The sequence below is a fragment of the Marinobacter sp. genome (assembly GCF_048266785.1).
Taxonomy (GTDB): domain Bacteria; phylum Pseudomonadota; class Gammaproteobacteria; order Pseudomonadales; family Oleiphilaceae; genus Marinobacter.
Genome location: NZ_JBLWYX010000004.1, coordinates 172381 through 194695, shown reverse-complemented (window position 1 = coordinate 194695; position 22315 = coordinate 172381). Strand labels below are relative to the sequence as shown.

Annotated in this window: 21 protein-coding genes and 1 riboswitch; of the genes, 16 read left to right on the top strand and 5 right to left on the bottom strand. The window is 54.9% G+C overall.

Features of this window, described 5'->3' with window-relative positions; all coding sequences use genetic code 11:
• Positions 1–137 precede the first annotated feature (137 nt).
• The 5 genes from htpG to ACN0V1_RS08375 all read left to right on the top strand — a co-directional run bounded on the left by htpG (position 138) and on the right by ACN0V1_RS08375 (position 6804).
• A complete protein-coding gene (gene htpG / locus ACN0V1_RS08395; RefSeq protein WP_417544564.1) occupies positions 138–2030 on the top strand; it encodes a molecular chaperone HtpG in 1893 nt (630 codons plus the stop codon).
• A gap of 5 nt (positions 2031–2035) precedes the next feature.
• On the top strand, positions 2036–2254 hold the full coding sequence (locus ACN0V1_RS08390) for a DUF2835 domain-containing protein (RefSeq protein WP_417544563.1): 219 nt from the start codon (positions 2036–2038) through the stop codon (positions 2252–2254).
• 149 nt (positions 2255–2403) lie between these two features.
• The gene (katG, locus tag ACN0V1_RS08385) at positions 2404–4575 is read left to right on the top strand and encodes a catalase/peroxidase HPI (protein WP_417544562.1); all 2172 of its coding nucleotides are present in this window, start codon (positions 2404–2406) and stop codon (positions 4573–4575) included.
• 135 nt (positions 4576–4710) lie between these two features.
• Positions 4711–5688 (top strand): tRNA dihydrouridine synthase, encoded by a 978-nt coding sequence (locus ACN0V1_RS08380; RefSeq protein WP_417544561.1) that lies wholly within the window; start codon positions 4711–4713, stop codon positions 5686–5688.
• A 123-nt stretch (positions 5689–5811) separates the two neighbouring features.
• Entirely contained in the window at positions 5812–6804 is a 993-nt protein-coding gene (locus tag ACN0V1_RS08375) for an MBL fold metallo-hydrolase (protein ID WP_417544560.1), read from the top strand.
• Positions 6805–6806: 2 nt separating this feature from the next.
• Here the strand turns inward: ACN0V1_RS08375 and ACN0V1_RS08370 are convergent, their stop codons facing one another.
• Complete coding sequence (locus ACN0V1_RS08370) at positions 6807–7820, bottom strand: class I fructose-bisphosphate aldolase (RefSeq protein WP_417544559.1); 1014 nt, start codon at positions 7818–7820, stop codon at positions 6807–6809.
• 180 nt (positions 7821–8000) lie between these two features.
• Here ACN0V1_RS08370 and ACN0V1_RS08365 point away from each other — a divergent pair, with 180 nt between their 5' ends.
• Complete coding sequence (locus ACN0V1_RS08365) at positions 8001–10070, top strand: dehydrogenase (RefSeq protein WP_417544558.1); 2070 nt, start codon at positions 8001–8003, stop codon at positions 10068–10070.
• 19 nt (positions 10071–10089) lie between these two features.
• On the opposite strand, the gene ACN0V1_RS08360 is transcribed toward ACN0V1_RS08365, so the two are convergent.
• Entirely contained in the window at positions 10090–10356 is a 267-nt protein-coding gene (locus ACN0V1_RS08360; RefSeq protein ID WP_417544557.1) for a DksA/TraR family C4-type zinc finger protein, read from the bottom strand.
• A gap of 137 nt (positions 10357–10493) precedes the next feature.
• On the opposite strand from ACN0V1_RS08360, the gene ACN0V1_RS08355 reads away from it, so the two are divergent.
• Both ACN0V1_RS08355 and ACN0V1_RS08350 read left to right on the top strand, forming a co-directional pair.
• On the top strand, positions 10494–11252 hold the full coding sequence (locus ACN0V1_RS08355) for a DUF1499 domain-containing protein (RefSeq protein WP_417544556.1): 759 nt from the start codon (positions 10494–10496) through the stop codon (positions 11250–11252).
• Positions 11249–11947, top strand: coding sequence for a class I SAM-dependent methyltransferase (locus ACN0V1_RS08350; protein WP_417544555.1), 699 nt, complete (start codon positions 11249–11251; stop codon positions 11945–11947). The genes ACN0V1_RS08355 and ACN0V1_RS08350 overlap by 4 nt, the downstream gene beginning before the upstream one ends.
• Before the next feature lie 34 nt (positions 11948–11981).
• Here the strand turns inward: ACN0V1_RS08350 and ACN0V1_RS08345 are convergent, their stop codons facing one another.
• Positions 11982–12353, bottom strand: coding sequence for a YajD family HNH nuclease (locus tag ACN0V1_RS08345; RefSeq protein WP_417544554.1), 372 nt, complete (start codon positions 12351–12353; stop codon positions 11982–11984).
• 90 nt (positions 12354–12443) lie between these two features.
• Between ACN0V1_RS08345 and ACN0V1_RS08340 the strand changes: the two genes are divergently transcribed.
• From ACN0V1_RS08340 to ACN0V1_RS08305, 8 genes are all read left to right on the top strand, one after another.
• On the top strand, positions 12444–12953 hold the full coding sequence (locus ACN0V1_RS08340) for a shikimate kinase (protein WP_417544553.1): 510 nt from the start codon (positions 12444–12446) through the stop codon (positions 12951–12953).
• 117 nt (positions 12954–13070) lie between these two features.
• A riboswitch (glycine riboswitch) is annotated at positions 13071–13169 on the top strand.
• 164 nt (positions 13170–13333) lie between these two features.
• Positions 13334–14563, top strand: coding sequence for a D-amino acid dehydrogenase (locus ACN0V1_RS08335; protein WP_417544552.1), 1230 nt, complete (start codon positions 13334–13336; stop codon positions 14561–14563).
• Positions 14564–14777: 214 nt separating this feature from the next.
• Positions 14778–15770: a phosphate/phosphite/phosphonate ABC transporter substrate-binding protein gene (gene phnD, locus ACN0V1_RS08330; protein ID WP_417544551.1), complete on the top strand. Its 993-nt coding sequence runs from the start codon at positions 14778–14780 to the stop codon at positions 15768–15770.
• A 53-nt stretch (positions 15771–15823) separates the two neighbouring features.
• The gene (gene phnC / locus ACN0V1_RS08325; protein WP_417544550.1) at positions 15824–16627 is read left to right on the top strand and encodes a phosphonate ABC transporter ATP-binding protein; all 804 of its coding nucleotides are present in this window, start codon (positions 15824–15826) and stop codon (positions 16625–16627) included.
• Positions 16624–17442, top strand: a complete 819-nt coding sequence (phnE, locus tag ACN0V1_RS08320) for a phosphonate ABC transporter, permease protein PhnE (RefSeq protein ID WP_417544549.1) — start codon at positions 16624–16626, stop codon at positions 17440–17442. The genes phnC and phnE (ACN0V1_RS08320) overlap by 4 nt, the downstream gene beginning before the upstream one ends.
• The gene (gene phnE / locus ACN0V1_RS08315; RefSeq protein WP_417544548.1) at positions 17418–18245 is read left to right on the top strand and encodes a phosphonate ABC transporter, permease protein PhnE; all 828 of its coding nucleotides are present in this window, start codon (positions 17418–17420) and stop codon (positions 18243–18245) included. Before phnE (ACN0V1_RS08320) ends, phnE (ACN0V1_RS08315) begins: the two co-directional genes overlap by 25 nt.
• 2 nt (positions 18246–18247) lie before the next feature.
• Entirely contained in the window at positions 18248–19078 is an 831-nt protein-coding gene (locus ACN0V1_RS08310) for an HAD-IIB family hydrolase (protein WP_417544547.1), read from the top strand.
• A gap of 59 nt (positions 19079–19137) precedes the next feature.
• Entirely contained in the window at positions 19138–19932 is a 795-nt protein-coding gene (locus ACN0V1_RS08305) for a DeoR/GlpR family DNA-binding transcription regulator (protein WP_417544546.1), read from the top strand.
• Here the strand turns inward: ACN0V1_RS08305 and ACN0V1_RS08300 are convergent.
• A complete protein-coding gene (locus ACN0V1_RS08300; RefSeq protein WP_417544545.1) occupies positions 19905–20741 on the bottom strand; it encodes a mechanosensitive ion channel family protein in 837 nt (278 codons plus the stop codon). The genes ACN0V1_RS08305 and ACN0V1_RS08300 overlap by 28 nt on opposite strands.
• A gap of 368 nt (positions 20742–21109) precedes the next feature.
• Entirely contained in the window at positions 21110–22312 is a 1203-nt protein-coding gene (locus ACN0V1_RS08295; RefSeq protein ID WP_417544544.1) for an efflux RND transporter periplasmic adaptor subunit, read from the bottom strand.
• Between the last annotated feature and the right edge of the window lie 3 nt (positions 22313–22315).

The window sequence follows — 22315 nt, the reverse complement described above, 5'->3', positions numbered from 1 at the left end:
GACTGCACTTTAGGACTTGAAAACCCCCGGAGTGCCCCCATTTTTGCTGCAAGATGAACTCACAAGCTGGATAACACGGGAGAAGGTCCTTGCTCCCGTGTTCCCCCTCAAATGTCGATTGCAGGAGAGACAAACAAATGACGGTTGAAACGCAAAAAGAAACTCTGGGTTTTCAGACCGAAGTAAAGCAACTACTTCACCTGATGATCCATTCCCTGTACTCAAACAAAGAAATCTTCCTCCGCGAACTGATTTCCAACGCCTCCGACGCCGCGGATAAAATGCGCTTCGCAGCAGTGAAAGATGACAGCCTCTACGAAGGCGACTCAGAGCTGCAAATCCGCCTGGATTTTGACAAAGAAGCCAACACTATCACCCTGGCTGACAACGGCATCGGCATGACCCGTGATGACGTTGTTCAGAACCTCGGCACCATCGCTCGTTCAGGCACCGCAGAATTCCTGCAGCAGCTCTCCGGAGACGAAAAGAAAGACAGCAAACTGATCGGCCAGTTTGGTGTGGGCTTTTATTCCGCCTTCATCGTCGCCGACAAGGTTGACGTATTCACCCGCCGTGCAGGCGCGCCTGTAGAAGAAGGCGTGCACTGGCAGTCAACTGGTGATGGCGAATTCACCATCGAACAGGTTACTCGCGACAAGCGCGGCACCGAAATCGTTATTCACCTGAAACCAGACGCCACCGAATTTGCTGACGGCTTCCGCCTCCGCAACCTGGTGAAAAAGTACTCTGACCATATCTCCTTCCCGGTGGTCATGAAATCCGAACCCACCGAAGAAGGCGAAGAGCCCAAAGACGAAACCGTAAACGACGCAACCGCGCTCTGGACTCTGCCCCGTACCGAAATCAAAGACGAAGAATACAAAGAGTTCTACAAGCACATTGCTCACGATTTTGAAGACCCACTGACATGGTCCCACAACAAGGTTGAAGGCAAACTGGATTACACCAGCCTTCTGTATATCCCGGCTCGTGCACCGTTTGATATGTACAACCGCGATGCGCCCCGTGGTCTGAAGCTCTATGTACAGCGCGTATTCATCATGGACGACGCGGAACAGTTCCTGCCGTTGTACCTGCGCTTTGCCAAAGGTGTGGTGGATTCCAACGATCTGTCCCTGAACGTTTCCCGTGAGATCCTCCAGAACGATACCACCGTGGACAGCATCCGCACTGCGCTCACCAAGCGTGTGCTGGATATGCTGTCGAAACTGGCGAAAAAAGATGGCGACGAGTACCAGAAGTTCTGGGGCGAGTTTGGCACTGTTCTGAAAGAAGGCCCGGCGGAAGATTTCAGCAACCGCGAAAAGATTGCCGGCCTCTTGCGCTTTGCGACCACGCTCACCGGCGAGAGTGCTCAGAACGTGTCTCTTGACCAGTACATTGAGCGTATGAAAGAGGGTCAGAGCAAGATCTACTACATTACCGCTGATAACTTCATGGCCGCCAAGAGCAGCCCGCACCTGGAAGTTTTCCGCAAGAAAGGTATCGAAGTGCTGATCCTCTCTGATCGTATTGACGAGTGGATGATGGGCTACCTGAACGAGTATGACGGCAAATCATTCCAGGACGTTGCCCGTGGCGATCTTGATCTTGGTGAAGTGGAAACCGAGGAAGACAAGAAGCACAAGGAAGAAGCTGCTGAAGAGCATAAGGATCTGCTGGAGCGCATCAAAACAGCACTCACCGACCGGGTTCAGGAAGTGCGGGTAACCAACCGCCTTACGGATTCACCTGCGTGTCTGGTAACGGGCGACTTTGATATGGGTGCCCAGATGAAGAAGATCATGGAAGCGGCGGGCCAGAAGGTTCCGGACAGCAAGCCTATCTTCGAAATCAACGTGGATCACCCGCTGGTTCAGCGTCTCGAGCGCGAGGAGGGTGATGAGCGCTTCAACGAGCTCTCAGCAGTTCTTCTGGATCAGGCCACATTGGCCAGCGGCGAACAGCTGCAGGATCCGGGTGCCTATGTAACCCGCCTGAACCGTCTGTTGCTGGAACTCGCTAACTAAACCCTATGCGTCAGATTATTGTGGACATCAGCATCAGCCCTGACGAGTGGATAAAACTCTACCAGGGCGTTGCCACCGATGTTCATACTAAGGCCCGGGACGGACGCTCAGTCCGTTTCCCGGCCCGTATCCTTTCCAGGTTTTACCTCCAGAATGGCGTGCGGGGCAGCTTCCGTATTCTGTTCGACGATTCCGGCAAGTTCTCCTCCATCGAAAGACTTTGAATCTCTCGGCTATCGAGCCTTTCCTGCTATCGATTACCAAAAACTTTCACATCTTTATCTTTAATTAATTGTTTTTGGTGTGCCCCGAGGGACTAACCTTATCTTGTAGAAGGCGACTTTCGCCAATGATGCAGGAAAAGGAGAATGCTATGTCTCAAAACAATACTGGCGGCAAATGCCCCGTGATGCACGGTGCAACCTCTACAGAAAGCCGTAGCGTCATGAATTGGTGGCCAGAAGGCCTCAATCTCGACATCCTCCACCAACACGATCGCAAGACCAACCCACTCGGTGAAGACTTCGATTACCGGGAAGAAGTCAAAACGCTCGATTTTGACGGGATCAAACAAGATCTCCACGCCCTGATGACAGACAGCCAGGATTGGTGGCCGGCAGACTGGGGCCACTATGGTGGCCTGATGATCCGTATGGCCTGGCACTCAGCGGGCACCTACCGTATTGCCGACGGGCGTGGTGGCGGTGGCACCGGAAATCAGCGGTTTGCACCGATCAGTTCCTGGCCGGACAACGTCAGCCTCGACAAGGCCCGCCGTTTGCTGTGGCCGATCAAGAAGAAGTACGGCAACAAGATCAGTTGGGCTGACCTGATTATTCTGGCCGGCACGGTCGCCTATGAATCCATGGGCCTGCCATCCTACGGCTTTTCATTTGGCAGGAAAGACATCTGGCACCCGGAAAAAGACATTTACTGGGGCGCCGAGAAAGAGTGGCTGGCGCCATCGGATGAGCGTTACGAAGACGTAGACAAGCCCGACACCATGGAAAACCCGCTGGCCGCCGTGCAGATGGGCCTGATCTATGTAAACCCTGAAGGCGTGAACGGTAAGCCTGACCCGATCAAGACAGGGGAGCAAGTACGGGTGACGTTTGCCCGTATGGCGATGGACGATGAAGAAACGGCTGCTCTGACGGCTGGCGGACACACCGTTGGCAAGTGTCACGGCAATGGCGATGCGGGTGCGCTTGGCGCCGAGCCTGAAGCTGGCGATGTGGAAGAGCAGGGCATGGGCTGGAGCAACCCTAATATGAAGGGCAAAGCCAGCAACGCCGTGACTTCGGGTATCGAAGGTGCCTGGACCACGCACCCGACCAAGTTTGATATGGGCTATTTTGACCTGTTGTTCGGCTATGAGTGGGAGTTGAAGAAAAGCCCGGCTGGTGCGTGGCAGTGGGAACCCATTGATATGCCGAATGAGGTTAAGCCGGTTGATGCCAGCGATCCTTCCATTCGCCACAACCCGATCATGACCGATGCCGATATGGCCATGAAGAAGGATCCGAAGTACCGGGCCATTTGTGAAAAGTTCATGGCTGATCCCGAATACTTCAAGGACTGCTTCGCCCGAGCCTGGTTCAAACTGACTCACCGTGATCTGGGGCCGAAAGCCCGTTACATAGGCCCGGAAGTACCAGCCGAAGACCTGATCTGGCAGGATCCGGTACCGGCAGGCAGCACGGATTACTGCGAAGAAGTGGTCAAGGAAAAGATTGCCGAAAGTGGCTTGAGCATCGGTGAGATGGTCAGCACGGCTTGGGACAGCGCGCGAACCTACCGTGGTTCAGACATGCGCGGTGGTGCCAACGGCGCCCGTATTCGTCTGGCTCCTCAGAAAGACTGGGAAGGCAACGAACCAGTGCGCCTGGCGAAGGTGCTCAAGGTGTATGAGCAGATTTCAGCTGACACCGGCGCCAGCGTGGCAGACGTGATTGTTCTCGCCGGTAGCGTGGGTATCGAGCAGGCTGCAAAAGCCGCGGGCTACAACGTTCGCGTTCCTTTCCTGAAGGGCCGTGGCGATGCCACTGCCGAGATGACCGATGCGGATTCTTTCGAGCCGCTGGAACCGGTTGCAGATGCTTTCCGCAACTGGCTGAAAAAGGATTATGTAGTCAAAGCGGAAGAGCTGATGCTGGACCGTGCTCAATTGATGGGCCTGACAGCACCGGAAATGACCGTTCTCATTGGCGGCATGCGCATGCTTGGAACTAATTACGATGGAACCAAGCACGGGATCTGGACCGGCCATGAAGGTCAACTGACGAATGATTTCTTCGTTAACCTGACTGACATGGGCAATAGCTGGAAGCCCGTGGGCAACAACCTCTATGAGATTCGTGATCGCAAAACCGATCAGTTGAAGTGGAGCGCGAGCCGCGTGGACCTGGTGTTCGGTTCGAACTCCATCCTGCGCTCTTACGCTGAAGTCTATGCCCAGGACGACAATCAGGAGAAGTTCGTCAAAGACTTCGTTGCTGCCTGGACCAAGGTCATGAACGCGGATCGTTTCGACGTACAGAAATAAGTCGATAGCAACAGGCCGTGCACGCCCATAAGGGAGTGCACGGCTACCAACTTCCCGCCAAATTCCTTACAATCCGCTCCGCCTGATTTTTGATCAGCTGTATCCTGATTTTCTCTTTCAGCCTCTGGAGCCCTCATGCGAATCATCCTTGCCCCGATGGAAGGGCTGGTCGACGCACCCATCCGTGAAACCCTGACCAAAGTCGGCGGTATAGACCGGTGCGTAACCGAGTTCATTCGCGTGACCCACGGCATGCTGCCACCCCGGATTTTTTACAAATACGCGCCCGAACTCTATAACCAGTCCCTCACCCAGGTGGGTACACCGGTGGCTGTTCAGCTGCTGGGTTCAGACCCGGAACAAATGGGCCGGCATGGGCTTAAAGCAGCGGAATTGGGCGCTACTCAAGTGGATATCAATTTCGGTTGTCCTGCCAAAACAGTGAACAAGCACAAAGGTGGTTGTGTGCTGATGCGTGAGCCGGAGTTGATGCATGAGATTGCAGCGGCGGTTCGCAAGGCTGTCCCCGTGGGGATTCCGGTTACCGCCAAAATGCGCCTGGGGTACGACGATCGCTCCATGGGTGTGGCCTGTGCTCAGGCGCTGGAAGCCGCCGGGGCACAGGAGATCGTTATTCATGCGCGCAGTAAGGTGGATGGCTATAAACCGCCGGCGTACTGGGAAGAGATTGCCAAGGCGCGGGAAGCGGTGAAGGCCAAAGTGATTGCCAACGGCGAAATCTGGACCCTTGCGGATTATTGGCGTTGCCGTGAAGTTTCCGGTTGTGAGGATGTGATGATCGGCCGGGGCCTGATCGCGAGGCCGGATCTGGCTCGCAAAATCAAAGCCAGCCAGCAAGGTGTTGAAGTCGCAGACATGACTTGGCCAGAGGCGGTTGCGTTGGTTCGGGAATATGCGGAAGTGCTGCAAGGGTGGCTTGAAGACAAGTACGTAACCGGTCGCATCAAGCAGTGGATGAATTTCCTGCGGCAAGGTTTTCCGGAGGCTGAGACCATCTGGCAGGATGCTCGAAAAATCCGGGAAGTGGCACCGATGCTCGCCTGCCTCGAACAAGCTATTCCCCTATCACGGAGCGCCGTGCGGGCGGCCTGAATCTCCCTGTTTTGATGACCTCTCTCTTGATCTTCCTGATTGCGAACTACACTGGTACAGAGCTGTCATGTGTTCGTAATTATTGTGGTTCGTAAAAACAAAACCACAAAGGAGAGATCTCTAATGTCCAAAAAAACGGAAATCGGGGCCATGAAAGGACTCGTTGGCGGAGTTTGCCTGTCGCTGGGGTTGGTGTCCGGAGCGGGCGCTGCAGAGGGTGATGTAAAGGTCACGCCTTTGGGAAGCCATGATGGCGAGTTCTGCGCTCTGGATCGGGCCATGGTGTTTGAAGATCCCAACGGCACCCGCATTCTTTACGATGCTGGCCGCACCGTAGCTGGCCCGGATGATCCTCGCCTCGGTAATATTGACGTGATACTGGTATCGCATATGCACGGCGACCACTTGGGTGATCGCCGTATCAAGGAAACCAACGCCGGTAACTGCGGCGGGCCGGAATTCCCGGTGGTCACTCTGCCGCAATCCAACACCGTGGACATAGCGGTAAAAAAACAGGCAAAGGTCGTTACCGGCAGCGAGATGCCGGCATTTTTTGCCGCCAAACTTGAAGCTGCCGGCGGCGACTCAGCCAACTCCATGTTAATACGCTTCGGTGCAGAGCTGGACGTCGGTGGTGTGGCTATCACCACCGTGCCGGCGGTACACAGTAACGGGGTTTCACCTGCGTTCCTCACCGGCCCGCTGGCGGAATACCTGAAAACCGCAGGCGTTGGCGCGAGTGTCGGGCCGCCGACCGGCTACGTACTGACTTTTTCAAATGGCCTGGTGGTTTATCTCTCCGGGGATACCGGGATTACGGCCGAGCAGAAGCTGGTGGTGAACGATCACTACGGGGCTGAGCTGGTGGTGATGAATATTGGTGACAATTACACCACCGGGCCCAAAGAGGCGGCTTACGTAATCAATGATCTGATCGATCCGAAAGCCGTCATTGCCTCCCATGCCAATGAGCCGGCCACATCCGCCGGAAAGCTGAAGCAGGGCACGAAAACGGCCTTGTTCAGGGATCTGGTAAAAGTTCCAATGCACGTGCCTTTGAGTGGGCGCACCATCGCCTTCAACGGCGACGGTGGCTGCACGGCTGGCTGTGACTGATATCAGCCTTCCATATCCTCTTTGTAGGCTCCAGAGGTGGCCGCGCCGTTTAGGCGAGCCCGTTTGAGTAAGGCTGTCTGGACAGCGCTTCCGTTGTCCAGTTCGCCCGCCCAGGCCTTCTGGGCCGGTTCCTGCAGGGCACGGCCGTAAGAAAAGCTCAGATACCAAGGTTGCTGGCCGAGGCTGTTCATGGCGCTCAGGTTCAGGGTGGCTTCTTCAGGAGTCTGCCCACCGGATAAAAAGTTGATACCCGGAACAGCCGCAGGCACAACTCTGCGGAATACCCGCAACGTGGCTTCGGCCACTTGTTCCGGAGAAGCCTTCACACACTCTTTGCCGGGCGTTACCATGCTGGGCTTAAGAATTATGGCTTCCAGTTGCACACGGTGGCGGCGAAGGGCGCTGAACACCTCCGCAATCACCGCTTCGTTCACTTCTGCAGCGCGCTCGATGCTGTGATCACCATCAATCAGTACCTCTGGCTCCACAATAGGTACAATGCCTGCGGCCTGGCAGAGTGCGGCGTAGCGGGCCAGCACTTCAGCGTTGGCTTCCACCGCCTGGCGTGAGGGCAGGGTGTTGGAGATGTTGTACACAGCACGCCACTTGGCGAAACGGGCGCCCTGGCTCTTGTAGATTTCCAGCCGGTCGTCCAGGCCGTCCAGGCCATAGGTTATTTCATCCCCCGGCGCATGGACCAGGGGCTTCTTCCCTTTGTCGACTTTAATGCCCGGCACAATGCCCTGGCTTTCCAGCAGCTTGGGAATTGACACGTTATCCAGGCTGTTCTGGCCAAGGGTTTCCTCAAAAAGAATCACCCCGCTTACGAATTCTCCAAGGCCGGGTGTGGAGAAGATCAGGCTGCGATATTCCCGGCGCTTATCCTCCGTGGACTCCACACCAACCGCCTTGAAGCGCTTTGCGATGGTGGGGTGGCTTTCGTCAGCAGCGAGAATGCCCTTGCCGGGTTGAACAAGATCCTGAATCGTTGCAAGCAATTCGTTTTGAATGCTCATGGCGGCTCCTTTCAAAGGGTGTGTGTCATGGCTATTGCGGTTGTGTTATCCCACCAGTGTAGTCTGTTCAGTCGATGCTGCTGGCGTGATGTGGTCATAATTTGATCTGAGCTAAGGCAATCATGAGAGCATTGGCTTACGCTTGTTAAAACGACGGCACCTCAAGGACAAAAACCGGGTATGAAAACGGTAATCAGCGTAAGCCAAGGCTCATCCGAATACGATTACGATCTGGAAACGGAGTTTCTGGGACATGCCTTCCGGGTTATTCGCGCCGGTACCGACGGGGATCTCGCGCGCGCTGTTGCGCTGCTGAAAACGTATCATGAGCGAGCAGATGCCTTCGGCCTCAGCATGGTCTCCGATCATTACCAGGTTGGCTCTGTGAAGCTGGAACACCCGGATACTGCCAAGCTTGAAGCCTGTATTCCAGACAAGCCGATAACCAGCGGATCAGGCTTGCGGGGCATTCTTCAGGAGTGGGCGGTACGCCAGACCCAGTCAGAGTTGGGGCATTTCTTTGATAACGCCCGGGTACTCTTCCTGAACGGGCAGGCAGGGTATCGGGTGGCCAAAGCGCTTTCCGAGCATACGGACAACCTGTTTTTCGCCGACCCTTATATGGATTTTGGCGTGCCAAGGCTGCTTACCTCGCTCAAACAGCTTGAAACCTACAGTTCGCTAACCGCGCCGATCATGTTTCGCCCGTCAGCCGTGAAGACAGTTGAAACTGTGCTCCGCACGCCGCTGTATCGCCTTGGAGAAGGGTTAATCAAGGGCTCCCTGCATCAGGCTGTGAAAGATGCCCATGTAATCGTTGCCCACATGGGCGATCTGGCAAACTTCACGAACAAGGAGCTGGATGGCAAAACCGTTATCACCTCCCGCGTATCGGAAGAGGCTATGGACTGGATGCGCTCCCGCAAGGTGGCCATGGTGGTGGATTACAGCCCGTGGCTGGAAGGCCGTCCCGTGGGTGTGAATGTGATGGAAGCCATGATCAGCGCGGCGCTCTCACGTGCCCCGGAGCAACTGGGTGCAGATGATTATCTTGGTGTGATCCAGACCCTGGGTATCGAGCCCCGGATTCTTTACCCGAACGGCTATCGCCGGATAAACCGCTTTGCCTTCGTGATTCACCCGCTGTCTCAGCAATATCTCACCAAGACGCGACCGCTGGACTGGGTTGCCAGTGTGTCACCGCCCATGGTGATGAACCTGGTGGAAAAGGCCGTGGCTTACGCGCCGCCGTTTATCTATTCCAAAGTCACCGGCATCAAATCGCCCACAGGGGACGAAGTGGAAGGCTGGTTGATTACCGTAGGCGGCACGCCCAAGGAAATCATGGCTCACGATCCCGAATTTACCTACACCCGGTTACTGGCCGCCGCCAACCTTGCGAAAAAGCTGGGGGCACAGATCATGGGCCTGGGTGCCTTCACCAAAGTGGTGGGAGATGCCGGCATTACCGTTGCCAAACGGGCGCCGCTCCCCATTACCACAGGCAACAGCTACAGTGCCTCCGGTGCGCTGTGGGCCGCCAAGGATGCGGTGAAGAGGATAGGCCGCGCTAAAATTGGTGAAAGCGGAAAAATGGCCGGTAAAGCTATGGTTGTGGGTGCAACGGGTGCCATTGGATCAGTGTGCGCACGCCTGCTCGCCAAAGCGGTGGATGAGATTTACCTGGCTGCGCCAGAGCCCGCCAAACTGCTGGCGCTGAAAGAAAGCATTGAACAGGAAACCCCGGGCGCCATCGTGCATGTGGCAGGCTCGGCCGATCGCGATATCGAAGACATGGACATGATCGTCACGGCCACCTCCGGAGCGGGCAAACGAATTCTGGATATCACCAGGGTAAAGCCTGGCTGTGTGATCACGGATGTGGCGCGCCCACTGGATATATCAGCAGAAGATGTGGCCAAACGCCCCGATGTGCTGGTAATTGAATCCGGAGAGGTTCAGTTGCCGGGCAATCATGTACACATGAAAAACATCGGCCTGCCTGACGGTGTTGTCTATGCCTGTCTGGCAGAAACCATCGTGTTGGCGCTGGAAGGGCGGTTCGAGAATTTCACACTTGGCCGAAACATCGAGTGGGAAAAAGTGCGAGATATTTATAAGCTGGGCCTGAAACACGGCATGACACTGGCCGCCATCTCCGGCGTGAACGGCGTATTCAGTGAAGAAGACTTCGAACGGGTGAGGGTGCTGGCGGCCAAAAGCGATGTCGGGGAAACCGTAGACCTTTAACCGGGCGCTTAGCGACCGGTTACCTGAGCTGACTGTCCTTACTGCCCCGGCGGTTAATACCGCCGGAAGCCGTTTCCTGCTTTTCCAGAGTCGCCTGACAATTCACGCACAGACGCACACCCGGAATGGCTTTGCGCCGGGCCTCTGGAATAGGGCAGTCGCATTCTTCGCAGAATTCCGCGCTCTCGCCCCGGCCCAGCCTGCTACGAGCTTCGGCTACAGCATCCTCCACACTTGCATCAATCTGATCCTGAACGGCCCCATCGCGGGCCCAGCCACCAGCCATAACCTTGCTCCTGTGAGAGGTGTATACGCCCAGCATACCAAAACCAAAGTGATCGGGCTAAGGTAAGGCCACGTAACTGTTGCACTGCAGATTTGCTATCCTTATCCAAACCACACCAGCTAAAAAAAGGAATTGGAATGCTGTCAAAAACACACTCGCCTCGCCGTGGCGGAAATTGGCCGCTGATTACCGCCTGGCTCGGCGTAATTTTACTGGTTGTCGCAGGCGTGATGATGGCTGCGGCCGGGCCAGCCTACAAGGCTGAGTTGATTGGACTGGGAACATCTTTCACATGGCTGCGCCAGGGTGCGCAACTGGCAATGGGTGCCGCAGCGCTTGGGCTGATAACTCTTGTACTTGCCGGTGTACTTCGCAGATGGCGCCCGGCACTTGTAGGGGCGCTGGTAATCTTGGCTGTAGTAGCGGTGGTCGCCCTGCCCATGCAAATGAAACAGCGCGCCCAGAGCGTACCGCCTATTCATGACATTACCACTGATATGGAAAACCCTCCCGTTTTCACATTGCTGGCTTCCGCCCGTGATGAGGCACCCAACGCCGTGGATTATCCGGGAGCGGAAACCGCACGCCAGCAACAGATGGCTTATCCGCACCTAAAGCCCATTACCCTGAACATGCCGATGCCTCGCGCAATGGACGCCGCGAAAGCGACCGTACAAGCCCGCGGTTGGGAGATTGCCGGATCCACCGGAAACACCCTCGAAGCCACAGCGACCACCCGCTGGTTCGGCTTTAAAGATGACGTGGCGATTCGCATGACAGAAACCCCGAACGGTGTGCAGGTCGACATGCGATCCGCATCGAGAGTAGGGAAGAGCGACCTTGGTATAAACGCCGAGCGGATTCAGGATTTTCTTGAGGATTTGGCGAAGCAATGAAATCAACCCTGCGCCTTCGCTATCAAACCATTGAGTTCGGCAACGTGGACATTCACGTTTGCACTCTGCGTGACAATCAGCAATTCGATGATCCAGACGACATCGCCCTCAAGCTAGGCATTTCATCCGCGACCTGGCCGCTGTTCGGCGTTATCTGGCCTTCCAGCCTGGTACTTGCCCATTACATTGGGAATCATCAGACGGCGGGAAAGAGAATCCTGGAAATTGGCTGCGGGATGGCGCTGTCCAGCCTGCTGTTGAACCAGCGAAACGACGATATTACGGCGACCGATTATCATCCGGAAGTGGCCGTTTTTCTGGAGCGAAATACCCAGCTCAACCATGGCAAGGCCATCGGTTACCAGCGGATTGATTGGGCGGATGACGCCAGTGATCTCGGTTTGTTCGACATTATCATTGGCAGCGACCTGTTATATGAAGACGAGCACATAAACCTGTTGGCAGACTTCATCCACAAACACTCCAACTCGACCTGTGAAGTTATTCTGGTCGACCCGGGGCGGGGCAGAAAAAACAAATTCAGCCGGCGGATGGAAACCCACGGGTTCAGCTTTTCACAAGAGAAGCCGGAGCATACCGACTATCTGGAAAAGCCTTTTAAGGGCCACATACTCAGGTTTTGGCGGGGTGATATGCAAAGCCCACCAGGTTTTCTTGCCAACACAAGCTCATAAGAGGATCGTCAGAAGAACTTGATCCGGCCATGGGTCAATTTTTTTTCTCAAGCGCTTCCTTAAGGCCTGCAAACGGGTTGTGCGTAGCGGCTTCCCGCCGTTTTTCGGAGCTGCCTCCGTAGCGCACGAAATCCTCAAACTTGCTGTGCTCCTCATCGTGACAGTACACACACAATAGCTCCCAGTTACTGCCATCTGCAGGGTTGTTATCGTGGTCGTGGTCAACATGATGCACGGTAAGCTCTCGCAAATTAACGCGGGTAAACTCACGGGCACAACGCCCGCACACCCAGGGGTAGAGTTTCAGCGCACGCTCACGATAACCGCTTTCGCGCTTCGCGATATAATCACGCTGCTCAGCCAGCAGTTTGTCCACCTTGCTTGTGTTGCCGGTGTTCTGGCTCATGAATGTTTCCCTCAGTGCGGTGCAGTTCGCTAGGATGGTTATCGTCATCTCGACAGAACCATAAACCACAGCGCAGGGAAGGTACACACTATGCAGTCGCCGCTGAGCAATATTGTGTTGATCGGTATGCCTGGCTCAGGCAAGAGCACCGTGGGCGTTGTGCTGGCCAAGGCTGCCGCGCTGGCTTTTGTGGATACAGATCTGTTGATTCAATCACACTCGGGCGAAAGCTTGCAGAACATTGTTGATGGTTACGGCTACGAGGCTTTGCGGCGTGTTGAGGAGCAGGTTTTGTGCGATCTGGATGTGACAGGCCACGTTATTGCGACCGGCGGGAGCGCCGTTTACAGTGAGCGGGCGATGCAGCAACTCAAGAGCAACAGTGTGATCGTGTTTCTGGATATTTCCCTGGCAACCGTGCGCCAGCGCATTGGTGATTTCAGCCTGAGAGGCATTTCCAAACATCCCGACCAAACACTGGACGACCTGTTTGCTGAGCGGCGAGTGCTATATACCCGCTACGCCGATCTGATTGTTCAGGGTGAGAACAAAACCCAGGATCAGGTGTGCGAAGAGATTCTCAGGGGGTTGGCCAGTTGATTCCACATATTGTGACCAGAAAAAACCAGACCCAAGGCAGGAATCAATGGCAGGGATATGTTGTAAAGCTGAATTATTTGCTATGTTGCGAAGCAGGATAGGATTAATTGCAAATCCAACGTGTTAGCGGGAGAGACTGAATCGCATAGCTGTGTGATCGGCGCCGAAGGAGCAACTGCCCCGGAAACTCTCAGGCAAACGGACCGCTAACATGACGACTTTCCGAAGAGCTGTCGACCACTGCGTTAGTCGGCACACCGAAGGAGCAAGCGGCCGTTTTCTTTGAACCGGTGCGTGAATCTCTCAGGTCCCGTGACGGAAGGGGTGCTTTCTACCACTGTGCGTAGAGAGGAAACCCTGGACGCTCCTTGGAGATTGCTATGAAGCGAATTGCAGTTATTGGCGGCGGCATTACCGGTATCACAACCGCATACACCCTGGCCAAGCGTGGCATGGATGTGACCGTTTACGAGAAGCACCGCTACGCGGCGATGGAAACCTCCTTCGCCAACGGTGGCCAGTTGTCGGCCTCCAATGCCGAAGTCTGGAATAACTGGCAGACCATAGCCAAGGGCATCAAGTGGATGTTCCACAGTGACGCCCCGTTGCTGGTGAACCCCAAGCCCTCCTGGCACAAGCTGAGCTGGTTCGCCGAGTTTTGTGCCGCAATGCCCCAGTACGAAAAAAACACCACCGAAACCGCTCGCCTGGCGATTGCTGCCCGTGACTATCTCTTTGAATGGGCACAAGAAGAAGGTATTGATTTCGACCTCAAGAAGCGGGGTATTTTGCACATTTATCGCGACAAAGCCGGTTTCGATCACGCTGCAAAGGTATCGAGACTGCTGTCCGCCGGAGGTCTGGAGCGCCGGGCCGTCACTCCCGAAGAAATGCGTGCGATCGAACCCACCTTGGCCGGCACTTACTACGGTGGCTTTTTCACCGAGAGCGATTCAACCGGTGATATCCACAAGTTCACCAACGGTTTGGCAGAGGCGATTGTGCGTCTTGGAGTGAAAACGTGCTACGGACACACGGTGACCGAATTGAGTGCGGACCAATCCAATGCGTGGGTAACGTCGTTTGACGACGAGCAGCAAACCCGCGAAACCTTCGATGGCGTAGTGATTTGTGCAGGCGTTGGCAGCCGTGCGCTGGCGGCGAAGCTGGGAGACCGGGTCAATATCTATCCGGTGAAGGGCTATTCCATTACCGTTGAGCTGGACGACGAGGCCTCTCAAAAAGCTGCGCCGACCGTCAGCCTGCTGGACGATGCCACCAAGCTGGTAACCAGCCGGCTGGGTGATACCCGTTTCCGGGTTGCCGGCACTGCGGAATTCAACGGGTACAACCGCAATATCCGGGATGACCGGATTCGCCCGCTTACCCGTTGGGTAGAGCAATGCTTCCCGGGGGTCTGCACCCGGCGCGTTGTGCCATGGGCGGGGTTGCGCCCCATGCTGCCCAATATGATGCCGCGAGTAGGGGCGGGCAGTCTGCCCACCGTGTTCTATAACACCGGCCATGGCCACTTGGGCTGGACCCTGTCGGCCATTACCGCCGAGATGCTGGCAAATGCCGTTGAGACAGGGTCATCAGGCACCCGATGATCATCGCCCACTAGTTTCCGCTGACAGCCGCCACGTCTCGCATAGCGAGGCGGGCGGCCCGGCCTCCACAAACGCGCCCAAGCCATACACTCCATTTTTTGTCGTTTCTCAGGCATTCATGGTCTTGCCTGTTGATCGGTAGCTGCTACTATTAATGTTCAATTGAACATCAGGCAAGAACAAACCCATGGACCGCTCCCGACGGAGAATCACAATGAATTTCTATAAAAAAATGCTTCCCGGTGTATTGCCGTCTGCTGCCTTGGCGGCATCGTTTTTAATGTCAGGTTTCAGTGGCCAGGCACTGGCTGACTGCGAACGCGGCGCGCTTGCCGATCTGTATTGCGACGAAAACGGCGACATGGTTGCTGACTTGCCGACCGACAAATCAAAGTGGAATGATCCCGACACGTTAATTTTTGCGTACACGCCGGTTGAAGACCCGGCCATTTACTCTGATATCTGGCAGCCGTTCATTGATCACCTGTCTGAAGTTACCGGCCGGGACGTGCGCTTCTTTGCCGTGCAATCCAACTCTGCCCAAGTGGAAGCCATGCGCAGTGGTCGTTTGCATATCGCCGGCTTTTCCACAGGCCCCACCCCTTTCGCGGTCAATCTTGCAGGCGCGGTTCCCTTTGCATTGATGGGCTCGGATTCAGGTCAGTTTGGTTATACCTTGCAGGTTTTCACCCACCGCGATTCGGATATTTATGAAATAACAGACCTGAAAGGCAAGCGGGTCGCACACACCTCGCCCACGTCTAACTCGGGTAACCAGGCACCGAGGGCGTTGTTCCCGGAAATGGGCATCGTACCGGGTGAAGACTATGAAATTTCCTTCTCCGGCAGCCACGACCAGTCCATGCTCGGTGTAGTTGCTCGCGACTACGATGCCGCACCGGTGGCTTCAGAAGTGGTAGAGCGTATGGCCGCTCGTGGGCTGTACGACACAGACGATGTGCGTCTGGTCTGGGAATCGGATCGTTTCCCGACAACGTCTTACAACTACGCACACAACCTGCACCCTGATCTGGTTGAGAAAATCCGCGAGGCTTTTTACACCTTCAAGTTCGCCGGCACCGAGTTGGGTGATGAGTTCGAAGGCGTGGAATCATTCGTTCCCATCAATTACAAAGATAACTGGAAGGTCATTCGTACCATTCAAGCCTCTAATGGCGTCCAGTACACCCCCGATAATCTTAAGTAAGCAGCACAAGAGCCTCTGACTAACCGTCAGAGGCTCTGTCCGGAGTGAACCACATGTTAGAGATTACCAACCTCGTAAAGCGGTACGGGCAAAACGAACCTGTGCTCAAAGGCCTTAATCTGAAGGTCGAGGGCAGCAGTGTTGTTTCCATTGTCGGTGCTTCCGGTGCAGGCAAAAGCACTCTGCTGCGCTGCATCAACCGGTTGGTCGAGCCGACCTCGGGTTCGATCAAGCTGAACGGCCATGAGTTGGTCAATCTTCGCGGAAGCGAATTACGCCATTCCCGCCGGCGCATCGGTATGGTTTTTCAGGGCTTTAACCTGATCGATCGTTTGACGGTTATGGAGAACGTGCTCTCCGGGCGTCTGGGTTATGTGTCATTTTTCCAGGCCTTGACGCGCCGCTTTCCCCAATCCGATATCGACCGCGCCTTCAGCCTCATGGAGCGTGTGGGCATCGCACACTACGCCGATAAACGTGCAGACCAGTTGTCTGGCGGCGAGCGCCAGCGTGTTGCGGTGGTGCGTGCACTGATGCAAGAACCTCAGATCTTACTGGCGGATGAGCCAACGGCCTCGCTGGACCCCAAGACCTCGCAGCAGATCATGAGCCTGCTCCAAAGCCTTGCGAGCGAAATGTCACTGCCGGTATTGATCAACATTCACAACGTGACTCAGGCGCGAATGTACACCGATCGCATTGTCGGCATGCGCCATGGGCAAATGATTTTTGACGGTGAACCCAAGGATTTCAATCAGGATGCACTGGACGCCATCTACGGTGGTATCGAATCACCGGAAGAAGATGGTGGTGACCCAGGGCAGCAGGCATCTCCAGCCCCGGAGGCTACGGCATGACATCCGACCGAACTGCAAACGATGCACAGTCGGGCAGGGTCTGGAAAAAGCCGCCATTCATAGCAACCCCCTGGGTTCGCTATGGGCTGGTCGCAATCACCCTGGTTTACCTGTACTGGGCATTCTCAACACTGCCTTTCGATTGGCAGCGTATTTCCGAGGGCTTGCCTCGGGCAGGCAAAATTTTTGGTGGCGCTTTCCCTCCAAGCTTTGAGCGTGCTGGCCTGTTATGGACGGGGTTCAAGGAAAGTTTCCAGATCGCCTTTTTGGCAACCATGCTGGGCGTGCTTCTCTCGGTGCCCATCGCGGTGATGGCCGCCAGGAACGTAGCGCCGTTGCCAGTGTATCTGCTGGGCCGCATCCTGATTATCGTATCCCGCAGTTTCCATCCGGTGATCGTGGCCATTCTGTTTGTTGCTGCGGTCGGGTTTGGCCCAATGGCGGGCATTCTCACTCTGACTCTCTACTCCATCGGATTTGTGGCCAAGTTGCTCGCTGAAGAAATCGAGGAGATCGATTGGGGCCAGGTTGAAGCCATGCGCTCGGTAGGCGCCGGTTACATGAAAATACTGGTCTATGGGGTGTTCCCACAGATCATGCCGCGTCAAATAGGGCTGTCCATGTACCAACTCGACAGCAACCTTCGCGCTTCGGCGGTTGTGGGTATTGTTGGTGCTGGTGGTATCGGCGGCACGCTTATGAACGCCTTCGGACGTTACGATTACGATTTCGCCTTTGCCATTCTGCTGATGATTATCGCGATCATTCTGGTCAGTGAAGGTTTGAGCGGATGGGTGAGGAAAAAAGTATGGTAGATCACGCTGCAAAATTGGCTGATCGAGTCTGGTCACGCTATGACCGCAAAGAACAGCTGACGCGCTATGGGGTCTATCTGGTCACGCTTATCGCTGTTGTATGGGCGGTGCGTGACATCGACATCTTCTGGCCCTGGGTGTGGGATGCACCCAATCAGATTCAAAGCCTGGGCGCACGCATGTGGCCACCGGAGTTCAGTCAGTGGAATGCGATATTCTCCGCCATGCTGGAGACCGTCCATATCGCCACGCTCTCCACCATGTTGACCATATTTATCGCCTTACCGGTGTCTTACATCGCGGCGCAGAACACAACGCCAAACAAAGTCACGCTGTGGATTGGTCGGTTCATTCTGGTCTCCAGCCGCTCCGTGAACACCATCATATGGGCGCTGTTGTTCGTGGCTATTTTTGGCCCTGGTGTGCTGGCCGGTATTTTGGCGGTTATGTTCCGTTCTGTCGGGTTCATCGGCAAGCTGATGGGTGAGGCCATTGAGGAAATCGATCGCCGTCCGGTCGAGGCTATGGAAGCAACCGGAGCCAGCAAATTGAAGGTGGTGTTATACGCCATTGTGCCTCAGGTAATGCCGGCATTCTTTGCCATCATTATTCTGCGCTGGGACATCAATATCCGTGAATCTACCGTACTGGGCCTGGTAGGCGCCGGGGGTATCGGGGTGCTACTGCAGGGCTCTATCGACATGTTCGCCTGGCAAACCGTTGCTACCATCCTGCTCGCCATTATTGTTCTGGTCATTCTGGGCGAGGCGCTGACCAGCGTTCTGCGTAAAAAGGTGATTTGACCTTGAACAGCCCGCTGCCCAATGTGAACTGGAATGCCGATAATATGAAAGACAGTATTGAGTTTGGTAACGCAGACATTCTGTTCACCGATGTGGACGATACGCTGACTACCGACGGCCGGCTGCTGCCAGAGACGTATCTCGCGCTTTGTCGCCTGGCAGAGGCCGGCATCAGCGTGATTCCGGTAACCGGAGGCTGCGCCGGCTGGTGTGACCAGATCATACGCACCTGGCCGGTGAGAGCCGTTATTGGGGAAGGGGGTGCTTTCTATGCGGAACGCACAGCGGCACAGACCGTAAGCTGGCGCTACTGGGAAGACGAATTGAAGCACCGCCGTGACCAGCAGACCATATTGGAGGCTGTTGCGGCGCTGAAACTGGATTTTGAACCCAAGCTCGCCACCGACCAACCCTTCCGCTATGTGGATGTGGCCGTGGACTACAACCAGCAGCAATCGCTGACGCCGGAACAAGTGGCGGCCATTCACGACGCCTTGCTTGCCCAGGGCTTCAACGTTCGGCAAAGCTCGATTCACATCAACATCTGGCTGGGGGATTTCGATAAATCCACCATGTCTCTGCGGGTGGGGCGTGAATTACTGGGCCTGGATACACAGGCGCTGCAGCAGCGTTCCATCTTCATTGGCGATGCACCCAATGATGAAAGCATGTTTCGCAGCTTTCCAATGAGTGTTGGTGTGGCCAACATTCGCAAGCACCTGCCTATCATGACCCACCGGCCGGCGGCGATTGTCAGCCAGCGCTCGGGTCTGGGCTTCGCTGAAATGGCGGAGGCCTGGCTGCGGCAGCGTGCAGAATCAGGGCTGAAATAGCCCGTCACACGCCTCGCCTGATATCAACAAGGGTTTTAACCGATTGAGCATTGAGTCTGATGAACGCCAAAGAACGACAGCGTAGCATCCTGGAATGGGTGCATGAGCAGGAGCATGTCGAAGTTGAAGACATAGCTCAGCGCTTTGGCGTTACCACGCAAACCATTCGCCGTGACATCAACAAAATGTGCGAGATAGGGTTGTTGCGCCGTCGTTACGGTGGTGTCAGCTTGCCCGCTAGCGCTGCCACCGCGCCCAGAAAAGACCATCAGGTACGCCATCTGCTGGTCAAACAGCAGATGGCCATGCGTATAGCCGCTGATATTCCGGAAGGGGTCACCGTAAGCCTTGGTGTAGGCAGCACCATTGAACTGGTTGCACAAGCGCTGACCCATCATAAATCGCTCCGGGTTTTGACCAACAACTTTAGCGTGGCCTCAGCGCTTTCAGGGAACTCCGGCATCGAAGTGATCGTTTCTGGCGGACAGTACCGACACAACCACCACGACGTGGTGGGGCCGGAAGTTACCAGTTTCTTCAGTTCCTTCACCACCGATTTCGGCATCATCAGTACCGGCAGAATGGATCAGAAGATCGGCCTGATGGATTACGACATTCGCGAGGCCGAAGTGAGCCGGGCGATCATAACCAACACCCGGGCCCGCCTGTTGGTGGCGGATCACAGCAAGTGGACTCCGAACTCATACTGCAGAGTAGCCTCGTTCAGGTATGTTGACCGCTTCTACACCGACTTCATGCCCGATCAGCACCGAGTGGGGCTACCCGACTCCGTAGAAATCATCGAATGTGGCTCACCACCCTCAGTTCAATCCTTGAACGTAAGCGTTCTGTAAGGGAAGGGGATTTCGATGCCCGCTTTATCCAGCGCTGACTTGATTGCGGTAACCACCTCATCCCGTGATTCCCGGATGTCCAAGGGCCTGGAACCTGTCCACCAGGTCACTTCAAAATTGATGGATGAATCCGCAAACTCATTGGCAAAGATTTCTACCGGCCGGGAGTCGCTGATGACCGTTTTACAATCCGTGACCGCTTGCTTTATGACCGATCTTGCCTCGTCCACATCTTCACTATACGCAACGCCACAAATAATGGTTGTTCTGCGCTGATCAAGGGCGGTCCTGATGGTGAGCGGGTTCTTGAACAGCATGCTGTTGGGGAGAATCACCAGCTCACCGTCTGTTTTACGAATGTGCGTCTCGCGCACGAGAATCGTTTCAACCGTACCCTCGTAACCCTCACACGCCACAAAGTCGCCGATGCGCATCTCCCGGCGAACCAATATGATGATTCCCGCCAGGAAATTCTCAAATATATCTTTAAAGGCAAAGCCGATGGCAACAGAGCCTATACCCAACCCGGCAAGCATTTTTGTAGGCGTAAGCTCTGGAAACGCTATGATCGCTGCGATCATGATTCCAATTAACCAGATGGTTAATGAAGAAAATAAAACCAGAAGCTCAACCAGGCTAGGGCGCAGGTTTGTTTTCTTGAGAATGCTTTTGACTATATGCCTTACCAATTTGGCACAGAGGTAAGTTATGAAAAGAATTACCAGAGATATAAACAGCTGCGGCAAGATCTCAATAGCACCCCGGGCAATATCCCTGATCTGTGCAATCAGAATATTCATAGGTTCCATCTATCACACGTCCTCTTTCATGAAATGCAACCTCAGGAGTGATCAGAAATCTCAACAAATATAGCCTAAAAACTGTGCAGGGCCGCGAAATTCCGGGCTATAAACCTCGACGATCATATCCAAAATAGTTACTAAGCGGGCGATACGGTAATGCCCCCATTATTAGAGGGCTTCAAAACCAGAGTTCAGGCCGCCATGGGAATTGATAGACGAAACACAAACCTAACTTCACTGTAGCGGTTGAAAGGAATAAAGACCTTAATACGGAAGTTGTCTGCAACAATATATTCCAGTACTGAATATTAAAAAGGTCTGCGAGGGATAAGTATGCTAGCGGTTATAAATTGTCGCAGATGCTATTGTTTTTCCTAGTCGTAATTATGAACCGTCACGCGCCTTCCATCTTCAATTTCATCACTCGGATGATTGATGACAACGTCACTTTCCTCGACACCTTCGAGAATCTGCGCAATCAAACCGTTACGCTGCCCTACTTTAATCTCACGCCGTTGGGCGCGATTATTCTCTATGACAAATGCTGCCCATCCATTTTTATACCGAAACAGGCTGCTGGCGGGGATCTGTAACACATCCTCCCGATGCCAAATGATAAAATACGCCTCTACACGGTAACCATCGCCTAGTCGTTGCCATTGCGTAGCAGGTGAGGTGAAGTCTGAAATAATCAGTACACGCTGTTCTTCCACACCCAAGGCGGAAACTTTGGTAAAGCCGACGGGTTCAACAATGCGTACAGTTCCCTTTAATGGTTGGTCACCGCCCCAACGATCAAACAGCACGTCCATTCCAGGTTTGATTTTGACGGCATCAGCGGAGAGCACATCCACTTCGATTTCCAACGCAGCGGGATCACCAACCTCCAGCAGTGGCTCGCCGGTGCTCACAGGGCCAGCGCATTCTTGCTCGATTTTCAGAACCTTGCCGGTGATAGGCGAACGCACCGGGATTCGGATAGCCGAGTCACGGCTGGCAGCGCTATATTCAAGTACACTTTTGGCCGCTTCCAGCTCATAACGTGCCACATCGACATTGAAGTCAGCAGAGCGTTTGTCCGCCGCCGTGGTACTGGCGTCAGCGACGGCCTTGTCGATGGTGTCACGTGAAATCAGCGCCTTCTCCAGGAGCGGTTGCAAGCGTTTCAGTTCAGTTGCGGCCAATTGTTCTGCCGCAGCTGCAGCCCGAACTCGTTCTTTAGCGGCTCGCAAAGCGGATTCGGCGGCAGCAATTTTCGCACTGGCTTGGGCGCGGCTGCGTTGATCCAGCATTTCTGATTCCAGTGGGGCAATGTCCAGCAGTATCTGACCCTGTTCAACCGGGTCGCCAACATTGAGTTGCACTCGACAGGTGACGCCATTCACCGGCGCCGAAATAATATAGCGATCAATTACCCGGGTACGGCCTTCTTCTTCGACAGTAATGGTTAAGGGCGCGCGCTTGGCTGTGGTCGCTTCGACCATGACAGGTTGCGGCCAGAAGCCCCACACCAGCAGGCCGGCAATCAGCACTGCAATGAGGAGGATAAGTGGATGTTTTCGCAAAAGGTCAGGCACCGG

Excerpts from the sequence above, each read along its gene's own strand:
- ACN0V1_RS08335 (WP_417544552.1), top strand. The coding sequence starts at position 13,334 with ATGAAGCGAATTGCAGTTATTGGCGGCGGCATTACCGGTATCACAACC.
- ACN0V1_RS08300 (WP_417544545.1), bottom strand. The coding sequence starts at position 20,741 with ATGGAACCTATGAATATTCTGATTGCACAGATCAGGGATATTGCCCGG.
- ACN0V1_RS08375 (WP_417544560.1), top strand. The coding sequence starts at position 5,812 with ATGTCCAAAAAAACGGAAATCGGGGCCATGAAAGGACTCGTTGGCGGA.
- phnE (WP_417544548.1), top strand. The coding sequence starts at position 17,418 with ATGGGTGAGGAAAAAAGTATGGTAGATCACGCTGCAAAATTGGCTGAT.
- katG (WP_417544562.1), top strand. The coding sequence starts at position 2,404 with ATGTCTCAAAACAATACTGGCGGCAAATGCCCCGTGATGCACGGTGCA.
- phnE (WP_417544549.1), top strand. The coding sequence starts at position 16,624 with ATGACATCCGACCGAACTGCAAACGATGCACAGTCGGGCAGGGTCTGG.
- ACN0V1_RS08370 (WP_417544559.1), bottom strand. The coding sequence starts at position 7,820 with ATGAGCATTCAAAACGAATTGCTTGCAACGATTCAGGATCTTGTTCAA.
- ACN0V1_RS08365 (WP_417544558.1), top strand. The coding sequence starts at position 8,001 with ATGAAAACGGTAATCAGCGTAAGCCAAGGCTCATCCGAATACGATTAC.
- phnD (WP_417544551.1), top strand. The coding sequence starts at position 14,778 with ATGAATTTCTATAAAAAAATGCTTCCCGGTGTATTGCCGTCTGCTGCC.
- ACN0V1_RS08390 (WP_417544563.1), top strand. The coding sequence starts at position 2,036 with ATGCGTCAGATTATTGTGGACATCAGCATCAGCCCTGACGAGTGGATA.
- phnC (WP_417544550.1), top strand. The coding sequence starts at position 15,824 with ATGTTAGAGATTACCAACCTCGTAAAGCGGTACGGGCAAAACGAACCT.
- ACN0V1_RS08350 (WP_417544555.1), top strand. The coding sequence starts at position 11,249 with ATGAAATCAACCCTGCGCCTTCGCTATCAAACCATTGAGTTCGGCAAC.
- htpG (WP_417544564.1), top strand. The coding sequence starts at position 138 with ATGACGGTTGAAACGCAAAAAGAAACTCTGGGTTTTCAGACCGAAGTA.
- ACN0V1_RS08360 (WP_417544557.1), bottom strand. The coding sequence starts at position 10,356 with ATGGCTGGTGGCTGGGCCCGCGATGGGGCCGTTCAGGATCAGATTGAT.
- ACN0V1_RS08340 (WP_417544553.1), top strand. The coding sequence starts at position 12,444 with ATGCAGTCGCCGCTGAGCAATATTGTGTTGATCGGTATGCCTGGCTCA.
- ACN0V1_RS08305 (WP_417544546.1), top strand. The coding sequence starts at position 19,138 with ATGAACGCCAAAGAACGACAGCGTAGCATCCTGGAATGGGTGCATGAG.
- ACN0V1_RS08345 (WP_417544554.1), bottom strand. The coding sequence starts at position 12,353 with ATGAGCCAGAACACCGGCAACACAAGCAAGGTGGACAAACTGCTGGCT.
- ACN0V1_RS08355 (WP_417544556.1), top strand. The coding sequence starts at position 10,494 with ATGCTGTCAAAAACACACTCGCCTCGCCGTGGCGGAAATTGGCCGCTG.
- ACN0V1_RS08380 (WP_417544561.1), top strand. The coding sequence starts at position 4,711 with ATGCGAATCATCCTTGCCCCGATGGAAGGGCTGGTCGACGCACCCATC.